This window comes from Bradyrhizobium sp. Mp19, from assembly GCF_029952935.1.
Lineage (GTDB): Bacteria > Pseudomonadota > Alphaproteobacteria > Rhizobiales > Xanthobacteraceae > Bradyrhizobium > Bradyrhizobium elkanii.
On record NZ_JASAUT010000033.1, the window covers coordinates 1 to 19,105 of the forward strand.

The following is a 19,105-nucleotide window of genomic DNA, read 5'->3' on the forward strand; positions in this document are numbered from 1 at the left end:
CCAGCCAGCATGGTGAATCAGAAACACACTGATTTGGGAATCCCAAATCGATTCAACCTAAACCCATCCCGCTTTAGCCTCCGACGGTCGCAGATTTTCGCAACTGCTCGCCTGTAGCTGTCTCGCCGGCCTCTTGCCGGTATCTCGTCCAGATCAGCGCGATCACGGTTGCGCACATCATCGGGCCGAGAGGCGTGCGCACGAACGGGAAAGCGTATCCCAATACGAAGATGACGCTGACCGCGATCCGGAAGGCGCTTCGACCCGAACGCGACGCGAGGCGGCCCGGGGTGGCGTTCATGAGAAAGAGCAGCGCGACCACCAGGATCGGCATATCGTAGATCGCGAAGTAAGGAGAAATCAGCGGCGTTGCCGCCAGCAGGCTTGCGGCCTTTACGGCGAAGCTGACATGGCCGCGCCACAGGATCAGCACCCCGATCGCAACCACCGATGCGATGGCGACGTGGACCGCCATCGCCAAACCGTAGCCAAGGCCGGCGTCTCTCAAGAGCCCATAGATACTCTGCAGTTTGTACCATGGCAGCGCGCCACTGAGGTGGAATTGCGTCGTGGCGAAGGTGGCGGCCGCGCGGAATCCATCAAAGGTATCCCAACCGAAGATCAGTCCGGCAAGCAGCAGCAGCACCGGAATCACCAGGGCGGCGGTGATGACGACGCGCCAACGCCCGGTGGCGATCAGCACGAAGGGAAGCAGAACGCCATATTGAGGTTTGAAGATCAGCAGCGCGATCAGGATTCCGCTGAGAAGCGGACGCCTGTCCAATGTCAGCAGGATGCCGCCGAGCAACGATGCGGCGAGCAGTGCGCTTTGGCCGGAAATGAAGTCATAGAATACAGGCGGAGCAACGAGTGCCAGCAGCAGCGCGCCGAAGCGTGGCCGGATGGCATGAGCGACAAGCAGCCAGCAAGACAGCTTTGCCGCGCTCCAGACCCAGAACGCAACCGGAAACGGCAGCAGCGCCAGCGGCGCCAGAACCAGGAAAAACACCGGCGGATAAAAGAACGGAACCGGCACCTGATCGTAAGGATACGGAGCCTGATTGAGGGATTGCACCCGGAGAACAAGTTGCTGATGCAGCTGCTCCCAATCGTAGGCCGCCGCCGCATGGCCTTCGAGCGCCATCGCGCCCGCGCCCCAGAAACATGAAAAATCAATTCCGGCCTGGCCGCCACCACCGAAAAATGCCGGTATCGAAACCAGGATCGAGACGCCAAGCAAGATGACGCAGGCAACCATCAGCGCCGGGTCATCTCCTGCAGAAACGTCCCAGTGCAAAATCTTCTTCATGTCGTCTGAAACGGCTCAATCATGAAATGGCGCAATCTACCATTGCACTCGCGGGCCGAGCAACGGAACGCCGGCGGCGGCTGGAGATGTTTGCGCAGATAGGGTGAAGACGCAGGCGTCGAAAGCGGGCTGTGGCCTTGCTTCGCTCACGTCGCTACGATGGAGTTTTCCGGGCCCGCCGAGCCGTGGGTCGCGGATGTCAGTCCGTCTACGCTTTCGCTGGCGCTCAAGCTACGCCGGACACGCTTCGCCCTGACGGGCCCCTGCGTGGCTGCGCCACGCGTAGCCCGTCAGGGCGAAGCGTGGTGGGGGAGGCAGGACTCGAACCTGCGAAGCCATGAGGCGGCTGATTTACAGTCAGCTCCCTTTGCCACTCGGGACACTCCCCCGTCCAACAGCATCAGACCGGCCGCGCGAGTGGCGGCGGACCGGTCATCGAAATGACGCTGATAACCGGCCGACCCGAAGCGGGTGCGCGGTCGGGCGCGTTTATGGGGGAAGGCGGTCCCCAAAGTCAACCAAGCCAGCCGTCTATTTGGGATACTTTTGCAGGCTCGGGCGATCTCTGTTCCAAAGTAGCGAGTCTTGCAGCTAGATTCTTGTTTTGTCGCGTTTTCCTCACGCGAACCGGACCCCACTTCGCTCGAAAACGCTGTGTAAAATTGCCAATATTCGGGAGCCGTGACACAAGCCTCACATGAGCGATCGCGACCGCAAACCCAATTTCCGAGGCAAGGGCGGTAAACCCTTCAAAAAAGGGCCGAAATTCGGCCGCCCGCCGGCTCGGCGGGAACGCGAATCCGGTTCCGACGGGCCGGTGATTCTGTACGGCTGGCACACGGTGTCGGCCGCGCTTGCCAACCCCGACCGCCATATCCGCAAGCTTTACCTCACCGAGAACGCGGCCAAGCGCCTCGCCGACGAAAACATCGCGACCCGCGTCGCCCCCGAGATCGTCCGGCCCGGCGAGATCGACCGGCGCCTCACCCCCGATGCGGTGCATCAGGGCCTCCTGGCGGAGGCCGATCCCCTGCCCTCGCCCGGCATCGACACGCTGGCGCTGGAGGGCATCGTGCTGGTGCTCGACCAGATCACCGATCCGCACAATGTCGGCGCCATCCTGCGCTCGGCCGCGGCGTTCGCGGTGAAGGCGATCGTCACCACCGCCCGTCACAGCCCGGAGGCGACCGGCGTGCTGGCGAAGTCCGCCTCCGGCGCGCTTGAGCTCGTGCCTGTTGTCACCGTGCAGAACCTGGCGCGCGCGCTGAACGAGTTGAACGAGCGCGGCTTCCAGACCGTTGGCCTCGACAGCGAGGGCACCGAGGATCTCGGCAAGGCCGCGCTGCAAGCGCCGCTCGCGCTGGTGCTCGGCGCCGAAGGCAAGGGCTTGCGGCAATTGACGCGCGAGACCTGCCGCCTCGTCGCCCGCCTCGACATGCCCGGCGAGATCAAGAGCCTCAACGTGTCGAACGCCTGTGTGCTCGCGCTCTATATCGGCGCCAGCCGGCTCGGGCTGATGTGAACGACAAACGCCCGCTCGCGTGACGCGAACGGGCGCTGAGTCTTCGATCGATCGCCGGGTCAGTAATAGCGGCGCAGCACCTGATGGCCGTAGCGGCCGTAGCGATAGCCGTGGTGCGAACGATAGCCGTAGTGGTGGCGGTAACCGTAGTGACGGTAGCCATAGCGGCGATAGCCGTAATACGGGCGGCCGTAGCCTTCGCGGTAGTACGGACGCGGCGCCCAATTTCCCGGACCGGTGTAGGTCGGTCCCTGGTTGACGTAATAGTACTGCTGCGCCGCGCTGGGATAAGCGGCATCCGGGTCGGGCAGACGTTCGACGGCGCCGTAACCGTAGCCGTAGCCCCCGCAACCACCGCAGCCGTAATTGACGACGGGCGCGGAATAGCCGCAAGGGTTGAAACCGCACGCCATTGCGGGCGCGGTCAGCATGACGGCCACCGCCGCAATCAGTCCTTTGATCATTTGACGCATTACTCTCTCCTGTAGGTCTCTCTGTTCGTCGCGTAGCTCTTGATGGCTATTCAGGACCCCCGTTTCGCGGGGCTCTTGATTTCGGGCAGTCGATTTCAGAATCCTCGGGGTCGCGGTGGCCGCGGGAACGGGCGCGGCAGCGGCCGCGGCCCGTTGAACTCCGGCGCGTAGATCACCGGCGGCGGATCGACCGGCACGTTGGACTGTGCCGGCAACGGAGCCGATTCCGCACCCCACGATTGATGATAGCTCTCGGCCGGCTTGGGCAGGCGGCGGTTGGCCGGCGGCTCGATCTCGAGGCGGCCGTAACCCGGCATGCGGCCGAGGCTCGGATAATAGTGGCCGACATTCGGCTGGGGATCGATCGGGCGGCCGCCATAGACGGTCGGCACCATCGACTCGTTGCGCGCGAGCCCCATCGCGCTTTCGATCACGGCGTAGGAGGCGTCGACGCCGTTAATGATGATCGGCACGCCGGGCCGCACCGGCACGACAATGTCGAAGCCGCCGCCGGCCAGCGCCGTCGAGGTCATCGCAGCCAATATCGCCAGCGCAAGACTTGCGCGCATGTTCACCCAGCGTCCCGAATTGTTCTACCCGCAACCTAATCCAACGGCTTGGCGGAAGGGTTAAGGACGCCGGCCAAACTGCCGGTAAGCCTAACGCGTAAGCATCGGCATCCGGTCAATGCGGCCGTGCGGAATCAGAAATCGTTAACGGGCGCCCCGGGAGCATGATCCGGAAAAGTGCGAAGCGGTCTTCACGCTCGAACAAGGAGCCGCCTACCCGTCAGGTGAAGGCGTTCTCGACGATCGAGTGGACGCCGATCGCGATCGTGACCGCGCCGACCGCCATTTGCAGGCCGCGATTGGCCCAGGTCAGCCAGCGCGCCGAGGCTGCGAGCGGCACCGCGATCACGCTGGACAGCACGCCCATGCCGATCATCGAGCCGATGCCGAACAGCGCGACATAGCCGAGCCCGATCACCGGACTTGGGGCCTGCGACACCGTCAGCACCAACAGCGCCGCCGAGCCGGCCATGCCGTGCATCAGGCCGACCAGGAGCGTGCGCCAGCGGAAGCCGTGCGCATGGCTGTGCGCGGCGCGGACGTGCGGCACGGTCGACGCAGGCGCCACGGTGGACGTGGCCGCCACGGCTTCACCCGCATGGCTGTGGGCGTGGAAGTGCGTGATGCCGTCGCCATGCGAATGGGTGTGGAAGTGCACGCGGTCGCGCCACAGCCGCCACCACACATGCGCGCCGAGCCCGACCAGCATGATGCCGACCGCGGTCTCGATCGGCTGTGCGACCGTGTCCGGGATCGCGCGCCCGAGCAGGATCGCGGCGCCGGCAAAGATGAACAAAGTGAGCGTGTGGCCAAGTCCCCAGGTCAGCCCGTGCTTGACGATGTCACCGACATGGGTGCGGCGGGCCGCGATGCTCGATACCGCCGCGATATGATCCGGCTCCAGCGCATGCTGCATGCCGAGCAGAAAGCCAAGACTCAAGATTCCGAACATCAATCCCCCGCGTCGGCACCGACACCAGTTCGTTCACCGCTCTACACGCAATTCTCGTCAAAGGCAGCATGCTCCGGAACGCATCATGCGCACGGGCCTGCGGAACTTCACACTGGTTTGAACGCAGGGCAAGGCCGCGGCGGAACGAGCGCTGCACAGAGAAATTAGCCGTCCACCACGACGAGAGGAGGCCTTGCATGACACACTTCAAAATCCTCGGCGCAGCAGCCCTGCTCGCCTCGGCGCTGGCGAGCCCGGCGATGGCGCAACAGACGATCGGCACCCCCGCGCGCTGCTCGAATGCCTGGCCGGACGCCCGATGCCAGGCGATGGCACCAGGCACCACCCGCACCGCCTATCACCAGCGCATCGATCGGCGGGACCGCGACTGGCAGAGCAGCTACAACCGCTATGACCCCGGCCCGTTCGCGCCTGTCGACGCCGCGGCCCGCGTGGCCGGTGGCGTCGTCGGCGGCGCGGTCGGCACCGCGGCTGCGGTCGCCACCGCCCCGTTCGGCGGCCCCGACTATGCCCGCGCCCCGATCGGCGGCGCCGAATATGCCCGGCAGAACGGCTTTGTCTGCACCCCCGGCACCTGGTTCCGCGGCAGCGACGGCCGCAGGCATCCCTGCCAGTAGCTCAGCTAAAGGCCGACGGCGCAAAAGGCGGCCTGCGGGCCGCCTTTTTGCTGCCGGGCCGATGCGCGCCGAGTGATGGAATCCGGGCCGCACACGTTCCGGCCTTCGGGCTCTGCTTGGGGTCCTAGCCTCGGCGGTTCTGGCCTTGGTTCTGGCTCTGGCGCGCCAAGTCTGCTATGCGAGCGCGCAAATCATTCCCAATTCGCCGGCTTAGCTCAGCGGTAGAGCAGCAGTTTTGTAAACTGAAGGTCGGGGGTTCAATCCCCTCAGCCGGCACCAATTGGCTTGGATTTCCGCCATCCGGCCGCCGCGACCCAGCTTCAGTCTGCCGAGATCGACCGCCGGCCGCGGCTACCCCGCCAGCTCGCAGGCGAATACGGCAGTTCCGAGCATGGGGAAGCGTGCTTCGATGCTGCGGAGCTGTCCGGAGCATGCTTCTTCGATGCCGACGCCGAAGCAGTCCGCTGCTGCAAATCCCTCGATGATCCCGTGAACGCCGACCGTCCTGCGGCCGATGCTGCCTTCAAACCGAAGTGCCTGGGCATCGCGTCCTCCATCCAGATATGCGCGGCTTTGCGCCGCGCGTCGTTCCCGGCTGCGATTCGAACACGTCGTCGCGATTCAATCAAAGCGCTTCGCTTGATTGCCCACAATGTACAGAGCGAGCCGTAGTATTCCGGTTGTCGGGAGTGCCGCATCGGAGGTCGCGCTCAGCGCTAGCCAATGCAACGACCTCTGCGCTTCGCAATGTCTTGCATGAAGCCCTAGCGAGAACGTTGAGCACCCACGCGACGACTACTTGTGATTTTGTTCCCGCTGGCTATTGTTCCCGCACTTTCATCTTTGGGAATTTCAAAATGAAGATTGTTTTCTGCACCGCGATTGTCTTGTCCACGTTGGCCGTCGCTCCGGCGAGCGCCAGGGAGCGCAATGACAGCTCTCACTCCCAGGCCTGCATGGCCAAGAACGGCTTTACTCTCGATATGTGGCGCGCTCACTCCGCGGGCACCGACGCGCAGGTGCTGAGGTACATCCAGTGTCGGGATCGGGTGTCCGCAGCACAGGCCAAGGCGATCGGCATTCGCGACCATAATTTCAGCGCGGGCTATCGATGAGCCTTGAGGGTGACATGAAAATCGCACTCGCCCTCGCCTTCCTTGCCATCGGCTGCATCCCGGCAAGCGCAGCAGGCTGGACCTGCTCCGCCCCGGGTCTGATCTCGGGGTCGTATGATGGCGGCGATAGCGCCTACATCCATCTCACCGGCTTCTCGAACGGCAACAACTATCCTGTCGCGAAGAAGGGCAGCCGGGCCACCGGCACGACGAAGAACGGCACTCGCTTCGTCTGCACCCAACGCTAAGGCACATCGGCGGGACGACAGAAACCGCCACATCGATGTGGTGGTGAAGCGCTGAGGCAGTTCGCCCCTTCCGAACCGGCGCTGCGCCGCTGGGGCCGGTTCGGAAAGCCGCCGCGACACCTCCCTGGCAGGAATCGTGGGATCCTTCCCGTAGGATCACCCATCCCTCGCCTTGCTTCTGTTCTTGCGGCCCCAAACGGGGTATGCAGAATGTGGGGTGGGACTCTGCCAATGACCTATTTGATCCTTGCCCGAGATGGCACCAGCCAAATCGTGCTGAAGCGCGACAGCGAAGACGCGGCCGAGAAGAAGGCACGCGAGCTGAAGGAGATGGGCTGGTTCGAAGTCGAGGTCCGCGAGGACAAGACGGGGCCCGCCGCGGCGGCCCCGCCGGCGGATCGCCCACCGACGCTGCAATGACGCCTTGATGAACCTTTGCCGGGTGGCCCTTACAGATATGTGAGGAGCCGCCACCATGTCCGACACAGCACATTACCGCTTCCAATCCGATCAGGCGCGACGGCTGGCCCGGCAGGTGACCGACGCCGCGGTGCGCGAGAAGCTGCTGGAAATGGCCGAGGAATATGGTCGCTACGCCGACCTGATCGAGGCCCGCAGCATCGAGCAGGTACAGGTACCCGCTGCGGTAGCGGCCCATTAGGCTGAACCCACCCCCGTTCCGGAGGGCTCACCGGCTCGTCCTCTCCTGATGCTCGTTCTTAAGGTGAGGCCAAGTCCGCTCGACAACGCCCTGAGGATTTGTTCGGAACGTTATGCCCGCTCACGCGATTTTCCTCGCATGAGGGTCCGCGAATCCGACCGCAATCTGCTGCTTCTGGGCACGTTCACGCTGCTCAGCGTGGCCGCGGCCGGCTTGGTCGCCCTGCTCGATCCGGCACCCGCGCCGGCGAACCCCGCGCCTCGGCCGGCCGCGAATCAAGCGGCGGCGGGCGGTCAGCCCCCGGTCCGAATCGTCGGTACCCCGTTCGTGCCGAACACCAATCCCCGTCAGCGCTGACCGTCCACGACCGCGCGGCCTGTCACAATTATGTCACCGCGCCTACCAAACAGGCGTCTTCGTCAACCATCATGATGGCGAGCGCTTGATTCCGCGCGGTTGCTTTGCTGGAATCCGCGCGCTCAAGGTGCGCCATGAAGTGGATGAAGGAACGCGATCTCCTGATCGCTCAGACAATGGCCTTCGTACAGTCGGTGAAGGGCAAGCTGCCCGACGCCGAGCCGCCGGCGCCTGCCCCGCAGACGGCGGGGCCGCCTGCCGCAAAGCCGACCGCCGCGCCACCACCTGTTGCTACACCTGCACCCGTCGCCGCGTTGCCAACCGCCGCTGAACAGGCCTTGGCCGAGGCGATCGCCACGTTCAGCGTCAAGCCTGCGGCCGAGGTGCGGGCTGCGGTCGTGCCGCCTCCGCTTCCGGTGCCGACCGTGCTCGAGGGCCTGCCCCCCGCTCCGTCGCCTTTGGCGGTGACGGTCGTCGAAGTCCCGCCTCAACCGGCGCAGCCGCCGCAATTTGCCAGGCTCGACATCACCGGCGACTTCGGATCCGAGGTGCGGGAGCGGGTTGCCAATTTCCGCGCCCAGCAGCAGCGCTTCCTGAAGGAGCGCGAGGAATACTGCACCACGACCATGGCCAAGGTCCGCGCCGCGATCAACGAGCTGCCGCGCTCGGGCAAGTAAACGGGCCCCCTTTTCGCCGGATCGGTCCGGGTCCGTTGGGCTTCAGCCGCGCTCCCCCGATTTCACCGGTTCGGTCAGGAAGCGTCCGCCCGATCGCGTCAGCGTCGGCTCTTCCACTGCGTCGAGGGCAGGCTGCTTCCCCTCCAGCATGGATCGCAAGCCGGCGATCGCCTTGGTCATGCGTTCGGTGTACTTGGCTGCGGCGCCATCGACGAATTCTCGATCCTTTGGCTTAGGCTTGGCGACCCGCAGCTCCAGATGCGTCATTCCGTTTGGACCGTCCAGAACGGCGCGAGTCATCACGATCCGCGGCGCGCCGGGAATTGGAAGCGTGATGCCCACCGTAAAATAATCGGTCGGCCGCCAATCGAGCATCTCCTCAACGACGGTATGGTTGCCGTGCATACAGTGGTTCCTGGTGCCGAGACCGCGTCGTCCCTTGCCGGAATCCTCGACGATGGCGTCGGCGTCCCACCATTTCTGCCATTGCCCGGGCACGGTGAAAAACTCCCACACCGTCTGCCGCGGCGCGGCGATGTCGAATTCCAGCATGGCGTAGGCATCGTCACGCGTCACCTGCATCCGGGTTTGCGCGTCTTCCTGCCGCCACGCCGCTTCAAGATCGCGCACCCACAGCGTCACGTCGCCGATGACGTCGATGGTTTCGCGATGCGCGATGAGACCCTGCGCGAGCGGATCGACGCCCATCGCGCGGATGGCCGCGTCGCTGTAGAGCGCATATGCGCGCCCGCCGATCTTCTCACCAATCGTGTTCTTGAGCAGCCGGTGGACCAGAATGACGTCGCGCCCGGCAAGCTCCTCTCTCCCGCCCATCTTCTGCTTCACCATCTCGCCATGATGGATAACGAACTTGAAATCGAGATCGCCCATCGCGATGCAGGCCTGACACTCGCAAGTCGAGGCCTGGCGCACGTTGCGCAGGCGCCGCCGGAATTTGAAATAGGCGCCCTCGATCGCGTCCTGCAGCAGCGAGCCGTCGATTGCTTCGGCGGTAGTGTAGACGAACGCGGCGTCGCCTTCGAACTTGGCGAGGCGGAATGGCGGGCGCAGCGCTTTCACCACCGTATCCATGAAATCGGCGATGATGTCCTGCGCATGGTCGAGCTCGACCGCCGCAAGGAAATTCGTATAGCCGGAGATGTCGGCAATCGCGAAATAGGCCGCTTCAGCCTTCGGAAGCATGGGGACCTCCTGCGCAACCGGTTCACGCCCAATCGTGCGGATGCGCAGTCTGTCATACCGCGCCGCCCGAGGTCGAGGACCAAAGCAACCCCAGGCGTGCGCTAGCGGCCGCCGATCTTCTCCAGCACCGGCAGCAGGTGCTTGAGAAACTCACTCGGATTCTCGCTCATCGGGAAATGGCCGAGGCCTTTCATGATGGTGACCTCGGCTCCGGCAATGCTGTTCGCGACCGCCAGCGTCTCTTCCGGCGTACAGGAATAGTCGTACTCGCCCGACAGCAGAAACAGCGGGCAACGTCTCGTGTCGATCTCGGCGACGCGGGCGCGGATGTCGCCGTCGACCTTGTAGAAATAGAGGTCGCCCTTGAACACGCCGGGCCCGCCTTGCATGTAGTGCCACAGCGTCTCCCACCGCTCCTTGTCGGTGGCGTCGGGGCCGACGAGGCCCGAGACGATGGCGGCGGCGACCTCGCCGCCATGCACGTCCGGCCGGTGCAGGAAATTCAGGTCGTAATAGGGATCGACATGCGCGCCGGCCTGCAGGCCGATGATGGCGCGGAAACGTTCGGGATGCTCGAGCGCGAGATGCAGCGCGATCCGGCCGCCGATCGAGCAGCCGATCACGATCGGCCTGTCGAGGTCGAGCGCGTCCATCACCGCCAGGATCATGGTCGTGTATTGCGCGGAGGTGAGCTGGTACTCCTCGTCGTGCCAGCCCTGCGGCGGCGACGACTTGCCGTGCCAGGGCATGTCGAAGGCGATGACGCGGTGGTTGCGCGTCACGCGCGCATCGTTCATCAGGCCGCGATATTGCCGCCCGTCGGCGCCCGCGGTGTGCAGGCAGAGCAGCGGCGTACCCTCGCCCGCCTCCTCGACATAGACGCGGTGGGCCCGGCCGAACAGCTCCAGATGCATGTAGCGGCCGACGATCGGTTCGAATTTTGTGCTCATGCGGCCACTCCCTCGCGGCGCAGCTTGCCGAGCGCCTCCTTGAAGTAGCGCAGGTTCGCCATGAAGACCTGCAGCTCGCCCTCGGCTTTCAGCACGCGGCGCTTGATCAGCGCCATCAGGTCGTTCGAGCCCGGCGGCGGCCGCTTTTCGCAGAACCGGTCCCACTCCGCCTGCGAGGTGCGCAGCGCGAACGACGACGAGGGCATCACGAACGGGCCCTTCGTCACCGCGACGATCCGGCCCTCATGGATCGCGATCAGCCAGGCGGCCGCGCCGATCTCAAGCAGGAATGTCGTGGTGAGGTAGCGGCCGCGCCGCACCAGGCCGGCATCGCCGTTGACCCGCTCCTTCAGCGTTTCGATCATATCAGCTCCCCGATCGCGGCCCGTCCGCACGGGGCGCAGCGGGCGCTTGTTCTGCCGGCAATGATGGAAGGAATGCAGGTGCCGTCAATCGCCAGCGGCGCCGCGCGGCCCCGGCGATTTCGCGTGGCCGCCACATCCAGATTTTGGCGAGAGCCGGGAAATCTAGAGCCAGGACCAGACCAGCGCCACGTTCGCGGCGCAGGCCGCGAGCAGCGCAACCGCAAGGGCGAGCTGCACGCATTCGTAAGGAGGCTGGTGGATCGCTCTCATGGACCGGAGCATCCGGCGATTCTACCCGGAGAGTCCCGGGGATTCTTTTTTCGGGGATTTACCACCCGTTAAGGACTCAGGGCCCCTCCGGGAAAGGGCCGAAATGACTCATATTTTCAGATGCTTGCCGCGGATGCTCGCTCACGGTTCCGTGACCGGAACGGCGACATTGCCTGAAACCCAAAACGGGTGCTGGCGTTGTCGGTTGTTTGGGGAACGACGAATGCCGTACGCGCTGTTTTATCAGGACGCCAAGCTGAGCAAGGCCTACCCGACCGAGGCGGATGTCTGGACGCTGGCCAGGAAATCAGGCTTGGTGGTGGATGCCGTCTCCGAGGAGGAGAAGTCCGCGCCCCGCCCGGTGCTGGATAACGACTACGAAATCCGGCCGTGTCAGCTCGACCCGAACGAGGATCCGGCCAAGAACAAGGCCGATGCCGATCGCGAAGCGCGACTGGAGCCGCGGTTGAACTAACCAGACGTTAGGCTGGCCGGCGCGCAGCGGCGGACCGGGGATGAACTGGGTGCGGTCGCCCCGCGCCTACGGCATTGCCGTCGCCAGCGAGGCCTGTTCGGCGGCGAGCGAAACGCAAATCTTCCGCCGATGCAGACCCCGGATCGCGCCGGTCACCTTGAGCACCTTGCCAGCCGAGCAGGACGCGTCCTGCACGAACACGACCTCATAAGGCGCGAGCGCCAGGGGTTCGGATTTGAGGATAGTCTGGGCAAGGCACGGCACGGAGACCGCAGAGAGGATCAGCCCTAACGCAAAACTACGCATGTTCGTTTGTCCACCAGCCCGGCGATCGCATAATAGCGCAGCACGATGAAAGTTCCGTGCAATGCAGGAATTATTTTTTGCATTGCACGATCAGGCCTGAACATCAGGTGAATGTGGGGTCGTAGCCCGGATGGAGCGGAGCGAAATCCGGGGACTTCGTTCGTCGGATCGGCTGCCCCGGATTACGCTGCGCTCCATCCGGGCTACAGGTGCACCGCATGCGTCGTCATTCCGGGGCGAGCGGCTGGCCAACAAAAAAGGCCGACCCGAAGGCCGGCCTTTCGATCTCGATTAACGACAATGCGATCAGTAGCGGGAGCCGACCGGGCCGCCCCAACCGAAGCGGTAGTTGACCCCGAGCTTGACGGTATGTTCGTCGTTCCGGAAGCTCGTGCCGACGAGGTCGGCCGGGCCGCTGGTGAAGTTGGTCTTGCCGAAATTGTAGTACTGGTATTCGGCCTTCGCCGACCAGTTCGGGGCGAACATGTATTCGAGGCCCGCGCCGACCGTATAGCCGTCCTTGTGGCCGCCATCGGTGGTGAAGGACGCCGGCACGCCGCCGACCGACGCGGTGATGTTGTTGTTGTCGCGCCAGGCATAACCGCCCTTGGCGTAGAGCAGCGCCGGACCCCAGGTGTAGCCGAGGCGGCCGGTCACCGAACCGATCTGGTCGGTGTTGCCGGTGACCAGCGTTCCGCCCGGGAGCAGCACGCCATTGTTCGAGGAGCTGGGCAGCCAGGAATACTGCGCCTCGGCGCCCATCACCCAGTTCGGGGCGAACTGATAGTCGAAGCCGCCCTGCACGCCACCCATGAAGCGCGCGTCGCTGCCCATCAGGTTGTTGCCGTCGGTGAACGCGCCGCCGACATGGCCGCCGATATAGAAACCGGTCCAGTTGTAGACGACTGCGGGGGCGGTATAGGGCGGCGGCGCCTTGGTATAGGTGCGGGCCGGCATGTCAGCCGCAAACGCCGGGCTCGCGAGAGCGGCCAGCGCGACCGTGCCGAACAAAAACTTCTTCATTTCTGGTCCCCGTTACTAACGCTGCGCTGTTAAGCCAAACAACGTGACCTCAATTAGGTTGCTTTGGGGCAATGCCGGACCCGTGATGTTTCCGAGCTGTGACAGGGTCGCAACAACGCCCGTTTGTTCCTTGGCACAGCGAGATTTTTCACCGGTTAAGCAACCGCATCTCGGCTCCATGTAAGTCGCAGACGGCTAAGTTGAAGTTCAACGCTCCCCGAAAAGTGATCGGAGTTCGCTAACGTTTCGATCAGGCTTGCGACAAGCCGCCGCGCAGAAGCGCGATCAGATCGCGCTTCTGCCTCTTGTTCGGGCATGATCTTTTCGGAAAAACCGCTTCACACTTTTCCGGATCATGCCTTAGCGCGACATCTTTTCCAGTTCCGGAAATGCCGCGTAGGACGCGCCGGCGCAGGGCTCGGCGGGGTTGTCGAGGATGCGGTCGAGCCGGCCGTCGACAAACAGGACACCGCGCTCCCGGGCCGGCCGGTAATTGCCGTCGGTATCCTTCGCGCTGTAGCGCAGGCACACGACGTAGCGCAGCCGGCCGCCGATCGTGCGCTGCGCCGGCTCGGCGATAACAGCCTCGCGGACCCCGACCGGATTGTTCAGGTAAGTCCGCATGAAGGCGAGGATCTGGTCGCGGTAGCGGTCCGGGAAAGGCTGGTTGGCGACGCCCCGGTCATCGGTGAAGGTGGTCGGCCCGCCGCCGTCGTCGCTGGTGAGGCAGCCGGCGAGCGGAAGCGAGAGCAGCAGGATGGCTGCCAGTTGTGATGAAATCCGCAAACGACGCTGTTCCCTGAGTCCCCGGAGGCGTCTCATAAACTGCCGGGCGGCCGAAGGGAATTCGCAACTCGGTTATTCTTCGCCCGGGTTCACAACCGGAGCCGGACGCACTCCGGCCCGTCGCCATTGGGGAAGCAATGGACGGACGGGCCGGTTCTGCATCCAAAAGGCGCAGCGGGGCAATGTGGATCGAAACTACGCCCCTCGGATCAGATTCAACCGCGCTTGGGTCAGCCGCGTTTGGCCGGCGCGACGTGCTTGGTCGCGACCTTCGCACGGACGTGCGTGGTCGCATGCTTCGGCGACTTCACCTTCAGCATGCCCATGTGCTTGTGGTGGCGGTGATGGCGATAGTGCTTGTGGTGCATCTTGGCGTTGGCGTTGCGCACCTTCGACGGCAGCTGCTCGCTCTTGATCACGGGAGCGGCCTTGGTTGCCGGGGCAGTCGTGGTCGCCGGCGCGGGCGTTGCGGCCTTGCCGGTCTCGACGGCGAGCGCGGGCGCTGCGATCACGGACATGGCGAGCAGCGCGGCGGAAATCGTCTTCAGCATGATGGTCCTCCTCGTCGGGATCGAGAGGTTTCCGGCCGGATGGTCGGCCTCACCGATCAATGCACGTGACCTTAGGAGCCGCGCACTGAACCGGTTCTGAAGGACCCTGACGGACTTCATTCATGTGCATGACATCTCTGTCATGTTCTCCTCCACTGCCGGATCACGCAATCGTGGGATCGGCCGGGAATGTTCTGCACCCCTGGGTGTTCAAGTCATCAGGCTTCGGTGTAGGATTACCGAGCACGATCAGGAACGATCAGGAGCAACCAGGAATGAGCAGGAAGACGAAGTTTTTGGGCCTCGCAGTGCTCTCGATGACGCTCGCCTCCGGGCCGGTCATCTCGGCCTATGCCGCGGGCAGCGACAATCCCTCGCCGCCGGCTTCCGACAGCGGCAGCAGCAAGGGCAAGAAGGCGAAGAAGGACAAGAGCTCCGCGATCGACGATCAGAAGTTCCTGGCCGGCTATCGCGCCGCCTACACCACGATCTACGACAAGCACGACTACACCGCCGCAATCGAGCAGCTGAAGGCGCTCGGCCAGGATGATCGCGCCGACGTCGCCAACCTGATCGGCTACTCCTATCGCAAGCTCGGCGACTACAAGGTCTCGCAGATCTGGTACGAGCGCGCGCTCAAGGCTGATCCCGCCCATGTGCGCACCTGGCAGTATTACGGCCTCTGGCAGGTCGAACAGGGCAACCGCGATCAGGCGCAATACCACCTGAACCGCATCGCCCAGCTCGCCGGCACCAACAGCGACGAATATCGCTCGCTCGCCGCAGCACTGGAGAAGCCCCCGGGCACCGGCCTGGTTTACTGAGCGAGGCAAATTCCACCGATCAAGCCGGTGCAGTCACGACGACTGCGCCGGCTTTTTGCTGTGCTGTAGGATGGGTAGAGCCGACGGTCCGCGCAAAGCGCGGCCCGACGATAAACTCCGCGAAACCCATCGTCTGTCACCGTGGCACGAAGTCGATGGGTTTCGCTTCGCTCTACCCATCCTACGAATTTACAAATCGCGAGCGAGATCGGCCATTCTCGCAGCATACGCATCGAGCACGTCGTCAGCGCTGTAGGCCTGGCGCGCCGCGAAATCATCGCGCAGGCCGAGCCGCGCCGATGTCCTGAGCCGTGCGGCGGTCGCTTCCGTCATGATCGGTTGCAGGCCGATCTCGCGCAGCCCCTCGGCGACGCCATCCATCTCGACGGCGCGGCGCTCGGCGTGCAGCACATCGGTGCGCACGCACATGTCGACGAATTTGCTGTAGCGCGTCGCGTCCATCGGTTCGCAAATGCCACGCAGCGCTTCGCTGCGCACCCCCGCGAGCGAGGCGGCGGTCAGCGCCTCCACGATCAGCGCCTCCATGCCCTTGGTCACCACGCTGCGCAGCATCTTCACCGCCGCCGCCGTGCCGGCCTCCAGGCCGGCGAGCTCGATCGTGAAGCCCAACGGCGCAAACAGCTCGGCGAAGCGCGCGGCGCCGTCGCCGGAGCAGTACAGCGGCACCGCCGCACCGTAGATGCTGACCGCGCCCATCAGGTTGGCATCGACGAAGCCACCACCGTTCGCCGTCACCGCATCGCCCACCAGCCGCTTGGCCCTGGGCGTGGAGGCGTTGACGTCGACCACCAGCATCCCGGGCCGAACCAGGCCGGCGATGGCCTGCCCGACCGGCACGGCCGTTGCGACCACGACCGCGGAGAATACGATGTCGGCGCGCGCCATCAACGCGGATAGGCTGTCCACCAGCTCAACGCCGCGGGCGGACGCGATGGTCCGGAACGTTTCCGAATATGGCGGACGATTAGTCTTGCCCTCGCAAAACACCAGCGGCGCGGATTCGTGTCTGCCTGCGAGATGCGCCGCGAAGCATTGCGCGGCCTCGCCGAAGCCGACGAAGCCGATACGCCGTTGGGTCATGGCAACCTCTCGCGTCATGCTTTGAGCGCGCGCTTGCGACCGCTGTATCGCGCTCGGTGGCAAGAGATTCAAAGGCAAGAAGTGTGCCGGGCACATGCGCCATGGCCGACAAGGCGCTGCGTTTCACGACGTCGCGGCGATCCCGACGACGGGCCGACGGCGGCCGAGAATGGTGAGCATCACCAGCGCACCGATCGAGCAGGTGAGCGCCAGCTCGAGCACGGCGTTGCTGCCGAATCGCGTCAGCAGACCGGCCAGGACCGGCGGCGCCACCGCCGAGATCAGGTTGAGCGGCAAGGCGATATGCGACGTCGCCTTGGCGAACGCGCTCCTGTCGTAGAACACCAGCGGAATCGTCGCGCGTGCGACCGCAAGCGCGCCGCTGCCGAGGCCATAGATCAGGATGAAAGCCGCAATCGCCAGATGGCTGCCGTGGCCGACGATCAGGATCAGCATCGCGACCGGCAGCAGCGTGCCGGCGACGAGCCCCGTGGTGATGCCGTCCCAGCGGCCGCCGCCCATGAAGTCGATTGCGCGTGCCGACACCTGCACGATTCCGAGGGTGGAGCCGAACGCGACCGCCTCGGTTGCCGACAGCCCCTGCGCCTTCAACAGTTCGACCAGCACCGCGCTGAACCCGAAGCTGACGAAGGCGTTGAGCGCGATTGCTGCGACCACCAGAAAGAACGTGCTTCTGGCCGGCGGCGGCGCGGCCGACCGGTCCGGTGGCAATGCTGGTTCGGCCGCGTTGGCCAAGCGGCGCGGCAGCCCGAAGCTGTAGAGCGGCAGGCAAACAAGGACCATCGCCGCGGCATAGAGCAGGCAGGTGCTGCGCCAGCCGATGGCGCCGGTGAGGAACGCGGTTGTCGGCCAGAAGATGCTGCTGGAAAGTCCGGTGACCAGCATCAGCGCGCCGATCGCCCCCTTGGCGTTCCGCCCGGCCACCTCGTTCAACATGATGTAGGCGGCTGTGCTTAGTGCCGCGCTTCCGGCAATACCGAGGACCGCCCAGGCGACGAAGTAGAGCGCGGCCTGATGCGCGCAGGCCAGCACGACGAAACCGAGCGCGGCAATCACGCTGCCGATCATCATGACGCGCCGCGCGCCAACGCGCCGGAACGGTTCCGCTAGCAACGGCCCGCACAGGCCCATCGTCACATACAGGGTCGACGTGCCGGCAAACACCATGGGGAGCGAGATGTGGAGATCAGCCGCAATCCGGTCACCGGCAATGGCCGGCAGCCCGAGGGTCCCCCAGCCGAACACTTGCGCCACGGCAAGGACAAGAAGCACTCCGGCGGTCTGCCGATCCATTCCCGGGAATTGGGCCCGGTTCTTCCCCGCCATGAACCTGTCCACCGCGTTTCAGCCAAACGCCTTGGCTAACCGATGCGGCATGACGGTATCATGACTGATGGCGCCCGAACCGGCCCGGCCCCGGTGACGTCCCCAGGATTACGAGGGTGATTTACGGATAATGCTCGAGGCGACGATCGGGCTTTGGCGGGCGGCTCGCCCCCACCGTGTTGCCCGCAGCGCCGGCATCCGGCTTGGCCGGACGCGCAGCCTTCTCCACCGGCGGCCCGCTGTTGCCAGTCTTCTTGGCGCTGTTCAGCGCCTCGCCGGTGGTGGTCACGTTGGCGGCCTGCCCGGCCCCCGCCGAGCCGGCCGAAGGGCCGGAGCTTTGCGCCAACACGGTTCCCGATAGCACCAATGCCGCCATCAGTATTGCCGCGTTGATTGTCATGGAGGGGGCCTTCTGTGCGCGCGAATGATGCACAGCAACGCGCCGCTGCCACGGACGTTCCCACGGAGCCATCATTTAAGGTAAATGCGCGGCAAATTTCCGCCCTGGCGCGGCCTATCGCGCTTGCGGCTTCATCAGCCATGCGCCGCTGACGGGCTGCGTAGTGCCGCCTCGCGATACTCGGCCCATGCCTGCCGCAGGATTTGCACCGACGAGGTGAGGAATATCGCCGCCATCACGGCGGCGACGGCAAGATCAGGCCAGGCCGAGACCGATCCCCACACGCCGAGAGCAGCCGCCATCACGATGAGGTTTCCGATCGCGTCGTTGCGCGAGCAGAGCCAGACCGAGCGGACATTGGCGTCGCCGTCCTTGTACGGCAGCAGAAGCAGAACCGAGCCTAGATTGGCCGCCAGTGCCAACATGCCGATGGCGCCCATCACCTCGGCTTTCGGCACGCCGAGCACGAACGTCTGGTAGACGGTCGAGCCGAATACCCACAGCGCCATCAAGCTCAGCGACGCGCCCTTCAGCAGCGCGGCGGAGGCGCGCACACGCAGGCTGGCGCCGATCACCGCAAGGCTCAGTCCATAGGTGACCGTATCGGCAAGGAAGTCGAGCGCATCGGCCTTGAGCGCCTGCGATCCGGCAAGCTGCCCCGCGATCATCTCGGTCAGGAACATCGCGCCATTGAAGCCGATGACCGTCCAGAGCACGCGCTTGTAGCGCGGATCGAGACCGTCAAAGACGGGAACGCCGCCTGAGCATCCGCACGAATCGGCCGCGCGATCGCGGTCCCCTGCCCGCACGCGAGCCTTGCTCGGCAGCGTCAGCGGCGGTGGTGCGCAGCATTCGGTCGTCTTCTGCTCGCAGCAATCGTTCATTGCTCGTCCTTCCAGACGACAGGATAAGGCCAGCCACGCAGCCCATTCAAGCCGATCCGTCTGGAACAGCTCTGGGGAGCATACGTTGCGGTTTCAAGG

Annotated in this window: 26 protein-coding genes and 2 tRNA genes; 12 read left to right on the plus strand and 16 right to left on the minus strand. The window is 64.7% G+C overall.

From position 1 onward, the window contains the following. Positions 1-73: 73 nt before the first annotated feature. The gene (locus QJT82_RS29140; RefSeq protein ID WP_028342627.1) at positions 74-1,309 is read right to left on the minus strand and encodes a glycosyltransferase family 87 protein; all 1,236 of its coding nucleotides are present in this window, start codon (positions 1,307-1,309) and stop codon (positions 74-76) included. Positions 1,310-1,612: 303 nt separating this feature from the next. Next, positions 1,613-1,698: transfer RNA gene (locus QJT82_RS29145), tRNA-Tyr, on the minus strand. Positions 1,699-2,006: 308 nt separating this feature from the next. Here QJT82_RS29145 and rlmB point away from each other — a divergent pair. Then, entirely contained in the window at positions 2,007-2,831 is an 825-nt protein-coding gene (gene rlmB / locus QJT82_RS29150; RefSeq protein ID WP_028342628.1) for a 23S rRNA (guanosine(2251)-2'-O)-methyltransferase RlmB, read from the plus strand. A gap of 59 nt (positions 2,832-2,890) precedes the next feature. Here rlmB and QJT82_RS29155 read toward each other — a convergent pair whose 3' ends face one another. The 3 genes from QJT82_RS29155 to QJT82_RS29165 all read right to left on the minus strand — a co-directional run bounded on the left by QJT82_RS29155 (position 2,891) and on the right by QJT82_RS29165 (position 4,825). Further along, positions 2,891-3,304, minus strand: a complete 414-nt coding sequence (locus QJT82_RS29155) for a hypothetical protein (protein ID WP_028342629.1) — start codon at positions 3,302-3,304, stop codon at positions 2,891-2,893. A gap of 95 nt (positions 3,305-3,399) precedes the next feature. Beyond that, the gene (locus QJT82_RS29160) at positions 3,400-3,873 is read right to left on the minus strand and encodes a hypothetical protein (RefSeq protein WP_028342630.1); all 474 of its coding nucleotides are present in this window, start codon (positions 3,871-3,873) and stop codon (positions 3,400-3,402) included. A gap of 220 nt (positions 3,874-4,093) precedes the next feature. Then, positions 4,094-4,825, minus strand: coding sequence for an urease accessory protein (locus QJT82_RS29165; RefSeq protein WP_028342631.1), 732 nt, complete (start codon positions 4,823-4,825; stop codon positions 4,094-4,096). A gap of 197 nt (positions 4,826-5,022) precedes the next feature. Between QJT82_RS29165 and QJT82_RS29170 the strand changes: the two genes are divergently transcribed. The 9 genes from QJT82_RS29170 (at position 5,023) to QJT82_RS29210 (ending at position 8,521) form a co-directional block, all read left to right on the plus strand. Beyond that, entirely contained in the window at positions 5,023-5,463 is a 441-nt protein-coding gene (locus QJT82_RS29170) for a hypothetical protein (protein ID WP_028342632.1), read from the plus strand. A 204-nt stretch (positions 5,464-5,667) separates the two neighbouring features. Beyond that, positions 5,668-5,742, plus strand: a tRNA-Thr gene (locus QJT82_RS29175). A gap of 6 nt (positions 5,743-5,748) precedes the next feature. Next, complete coding sequence (locus QJT82_RS29180) at positions 5,749-6,135, plus strand: hypothetical protein (RefSeq protein ID WP_028342633.1); 387 nt, start codon at positions 5,749-5,751, stop codon at positions 6,133-6,135. A gap of 185 nt (positions 6,136-6,320) precedes the next feature. Next, on the plus strand, positions 6,321-6,578 hold the full coding sequence (locus tag QJT82_RS29185) for a hypothetical protein (RefSeq protein ID WP_028342634.1): 258 nt from the start codon (positions 6,321-6,323) through the stop codon (positions 6,576-6,578). 14 nt (positions 6,579-6,592) lie between these two features. After that, positions 6,593-6,826: a hypothetical protein gene (locus QJT82_RS29190; RefSeq protein ID WP_028342635.1), complete on the plus strand. Its 234-nt coding sequence runs from the start codon at positions 6,593-6,595 to the stop codon at positions 6,824-6,826. A 231-nt stretch (positions 6,827-7,057) separates the two neighbouring features. After that, the gene (locus tag QJT82_RS29195; RefSeq protein ID WP_028342636.1) at positions 7,058-7,246 is read left to right on the plus strand and encodes a hypothetical protein; all 189 of its coding nucleotides are present in this window, start codon (positions 7,058-7,060) and stop codon (positions 7,244-7,246) included. Between the two features lie 55 nt (positions 7,247-7,301). Continuing rightward, the gene (locus QJT82_RS29200; protein ID WP_028342637.1) at positions 7,302-7,487 is read left to right on the plus strand and encodes a hypothetical protein; all 186 of its coding nucleotides are present in this window, start codon (positions 7,302-7,304) and stop codon (positions 7,485-7,487) included. A 138-nt stretch (positions 7,488-7,625) separates the two neighbouring features. Continuing rightward, entirely contained in the window at positions 7,626-7,844 is a 219-nt protein-coding gene (locus tag QJT82_RS29205; protein ID WP_028342638.1) for a hypothetical protein, read from the plus strand. Positions 7,845-7,978: 134 nt separating this feature from the next. Next, positions 7,979-8,521: a hypothetical protein gene (locus tag QJT82_RS29210; RefSeq protein ID WP_028342639.1), complete on the plus strand. Its 543-nt coding sequence runs from the start codon at positions 7,979-7,981 to the stop codon at positions 8,519-8,521. Between the two features lie 42 nt (positions 8,522-8,563). On the opposite strand, the gene QJT82_RS29215 is transcribed toward QJT82_RS29210, so the two are convergent. From QJT82_RS29215 to QJT82_RS29225, 3 genes are all read right to left on the minus strand, one after another. Continuing rightward, the gene (locus tag QJT82_RS29215; protein ID WP_028342640.1) at positions 8,564-9,724 is read right to left on the minus strand and encodes a DUF2652 domain-containing protein; all 1,161 of its coding nucleotides are present in this window, start codon (positions 9,722-9,724) and stop codon (positions 8,564-8,566) included. 101 nt (positions 9,725-9,825) lie between these two features. Further along, positions 9,826-10,674, minus strand: a complete 849-nt coding sequence (locus QJT82_RS29220; protein WP_028342641.1) for an alpha/beta hydrolase — start codon at positions 10,672-10,674, stop codon at positions 9,826-9,828. Then, entirely contained in the window at positions 10,671-11,039 is a 369-nt protein-coding gene (locus tag QJT82_RS29225; protein ID WP_028342642.1) for a hypothetical protein, read from the minus strand. Before QJT82_RS29225 ends, QJT82_RS29220 begins: the two co-directional genes overlap by 4 nt. Positions 11,040-11,532: 493 nt before the next feature. On the opposite strand from QJT82_RS29225, the gene QJT82_RS29230 reads away from it, so the two are divergent. Further along, positions 11,533-11,784, plus strand: a complete 252-nt coding sequence (locus QJT82_RS29230; protein WP_028342643.1) for a hypothetical protein — start codon at positions 11,533-11,535, stop codon at positions 11,782-11,784. Positions 11,785-11,850: 66 nt separating this feature from the next. Here QJT82_RS29230 and QJT82_RS29235 read toward each other — a convergent pair whose 3' ends face one another. From QJT82_RS29235 to QJT82_RS29250, 4 genes are all read right to left on the minus strand, one after another. Beyond that, positions 11,851-12,090, minus strand: coding sequence for a DUF6719 family protein (locus tag QJT82_RS29235; RefSeq protein WP_028342644.1), 240 nt, complete (start codon positions 12,088-12,090; stop codon positions 11,851-11,853). A 306-nt stretch (positions 12,091-12,396) separates the two neighbouring features. Further along, positions 12,397-13,113 carry an outer membrane protein gene (locus QJT82_RS29240; RefSeq protein ID WP_028342645.1) on the minus strand — a complete coding sequence of 239 codons (717 nt, stop codon included), beginning with the start codon at positions 13,111-13,113 and terminating at the stop codon, positions 12,397-12,399. 360 nt (positions 13,114-13,473) lie between these two features. After that, the gene (locus QJT82_RS29245) at positions 13,474-13,899 is read right to left on the minus strand and encodes a hypothetical protein (protein WP_028342646.1); all 426 of its coding nucleotides are present in this window, start codon (positions 13,897-13,899) and stop codon (positions 13,474-13,476) included. 230 nt (positions 13,900-14,129) lie between these two features. Further along, positions 14,130-14,450, minus strand: coding sequence for a hypothetical protein (locus QJT82_RS29250; RefSeq protein ID WP_035632262.1), 321 nt, complete (start codon positions 14,448-14,450; stop codon positions 14,130-14,132). A 275-nt stretch (positions 14,451-14,725) separates the two neighbouring features. On the opposite strand from QJT82_RS29250, the gene QJT82_RS29255 reads away from it, so the two are divergent. Continuing rightward, positions 14,726-15,274: a tetratricopeptide repeat protein gene (locus tag QJT82_RS29255; protein ID WP_028335359.1), complete on the plus strand. Its 549-nt coding sequence runs from the start codon at positions 14,726-14,728 to the stop codon at positions 15,272-15,274. Positions 15,275-15,463: 189 nt separating this feature from the next. Here the strand turns inward: QJT82_RS29255 and QJT82_RS29260 are convergent, their stop codons facing one another. The 4 genes from QJT82_RS29260 to QJT82_RS29275 form a co-directional block, all read right to left on the minus strand. Beyond that, positions 15,464-16,375 (minus strand): DUF1932 domain-containing protein, encoded by a 912-nt coding sequence (locus tag QJT82_RS29260; RefSeq protein ID WP_035632243.1) that lies wholly within the window; start codon positions 16,373-16,375, stop codon positions 15,464-15,466. Between the two features lie 123 nt (positions 16,376-16,498). Further along, positions 16,499-17,722: an MFS transporter gene (locus QJT82_RS29265; protein WP_035632246.1), complete on the minus strand. Its 1,224-nt coding sequence runs from the start codon at positions 17,720-17,722 to the stop codon at positions 16,499-16,501. Positions 17,723-17,843: 121 nt separating this feature from the next. After that, on the minus strand, positions 17,844-18,122 hold the full coding sequence (locus QJT82_RS29270; RefSeq protein WP_028342650.1) for a hypothetical protein: 279 nt from the start codon (positions 18,120-18,122) through the stop codon (positions 17,844-17,846). A 134-nt stretch (positions 18,123-18,256) separates the two neighbouring features. After that, positions 18,257-19,006: a cation transporter gene (locus QJT82_RS29275; RefSeq protein ID WP_028342651.1), complete on the minus strand. Its 750-nt coding sequence runs from the start codon at positions 19,004-19,006 to the stop codon at positions 18,257-18,259. Positions 19,007-19,105 lie beyond the last annotated feature (99 nt).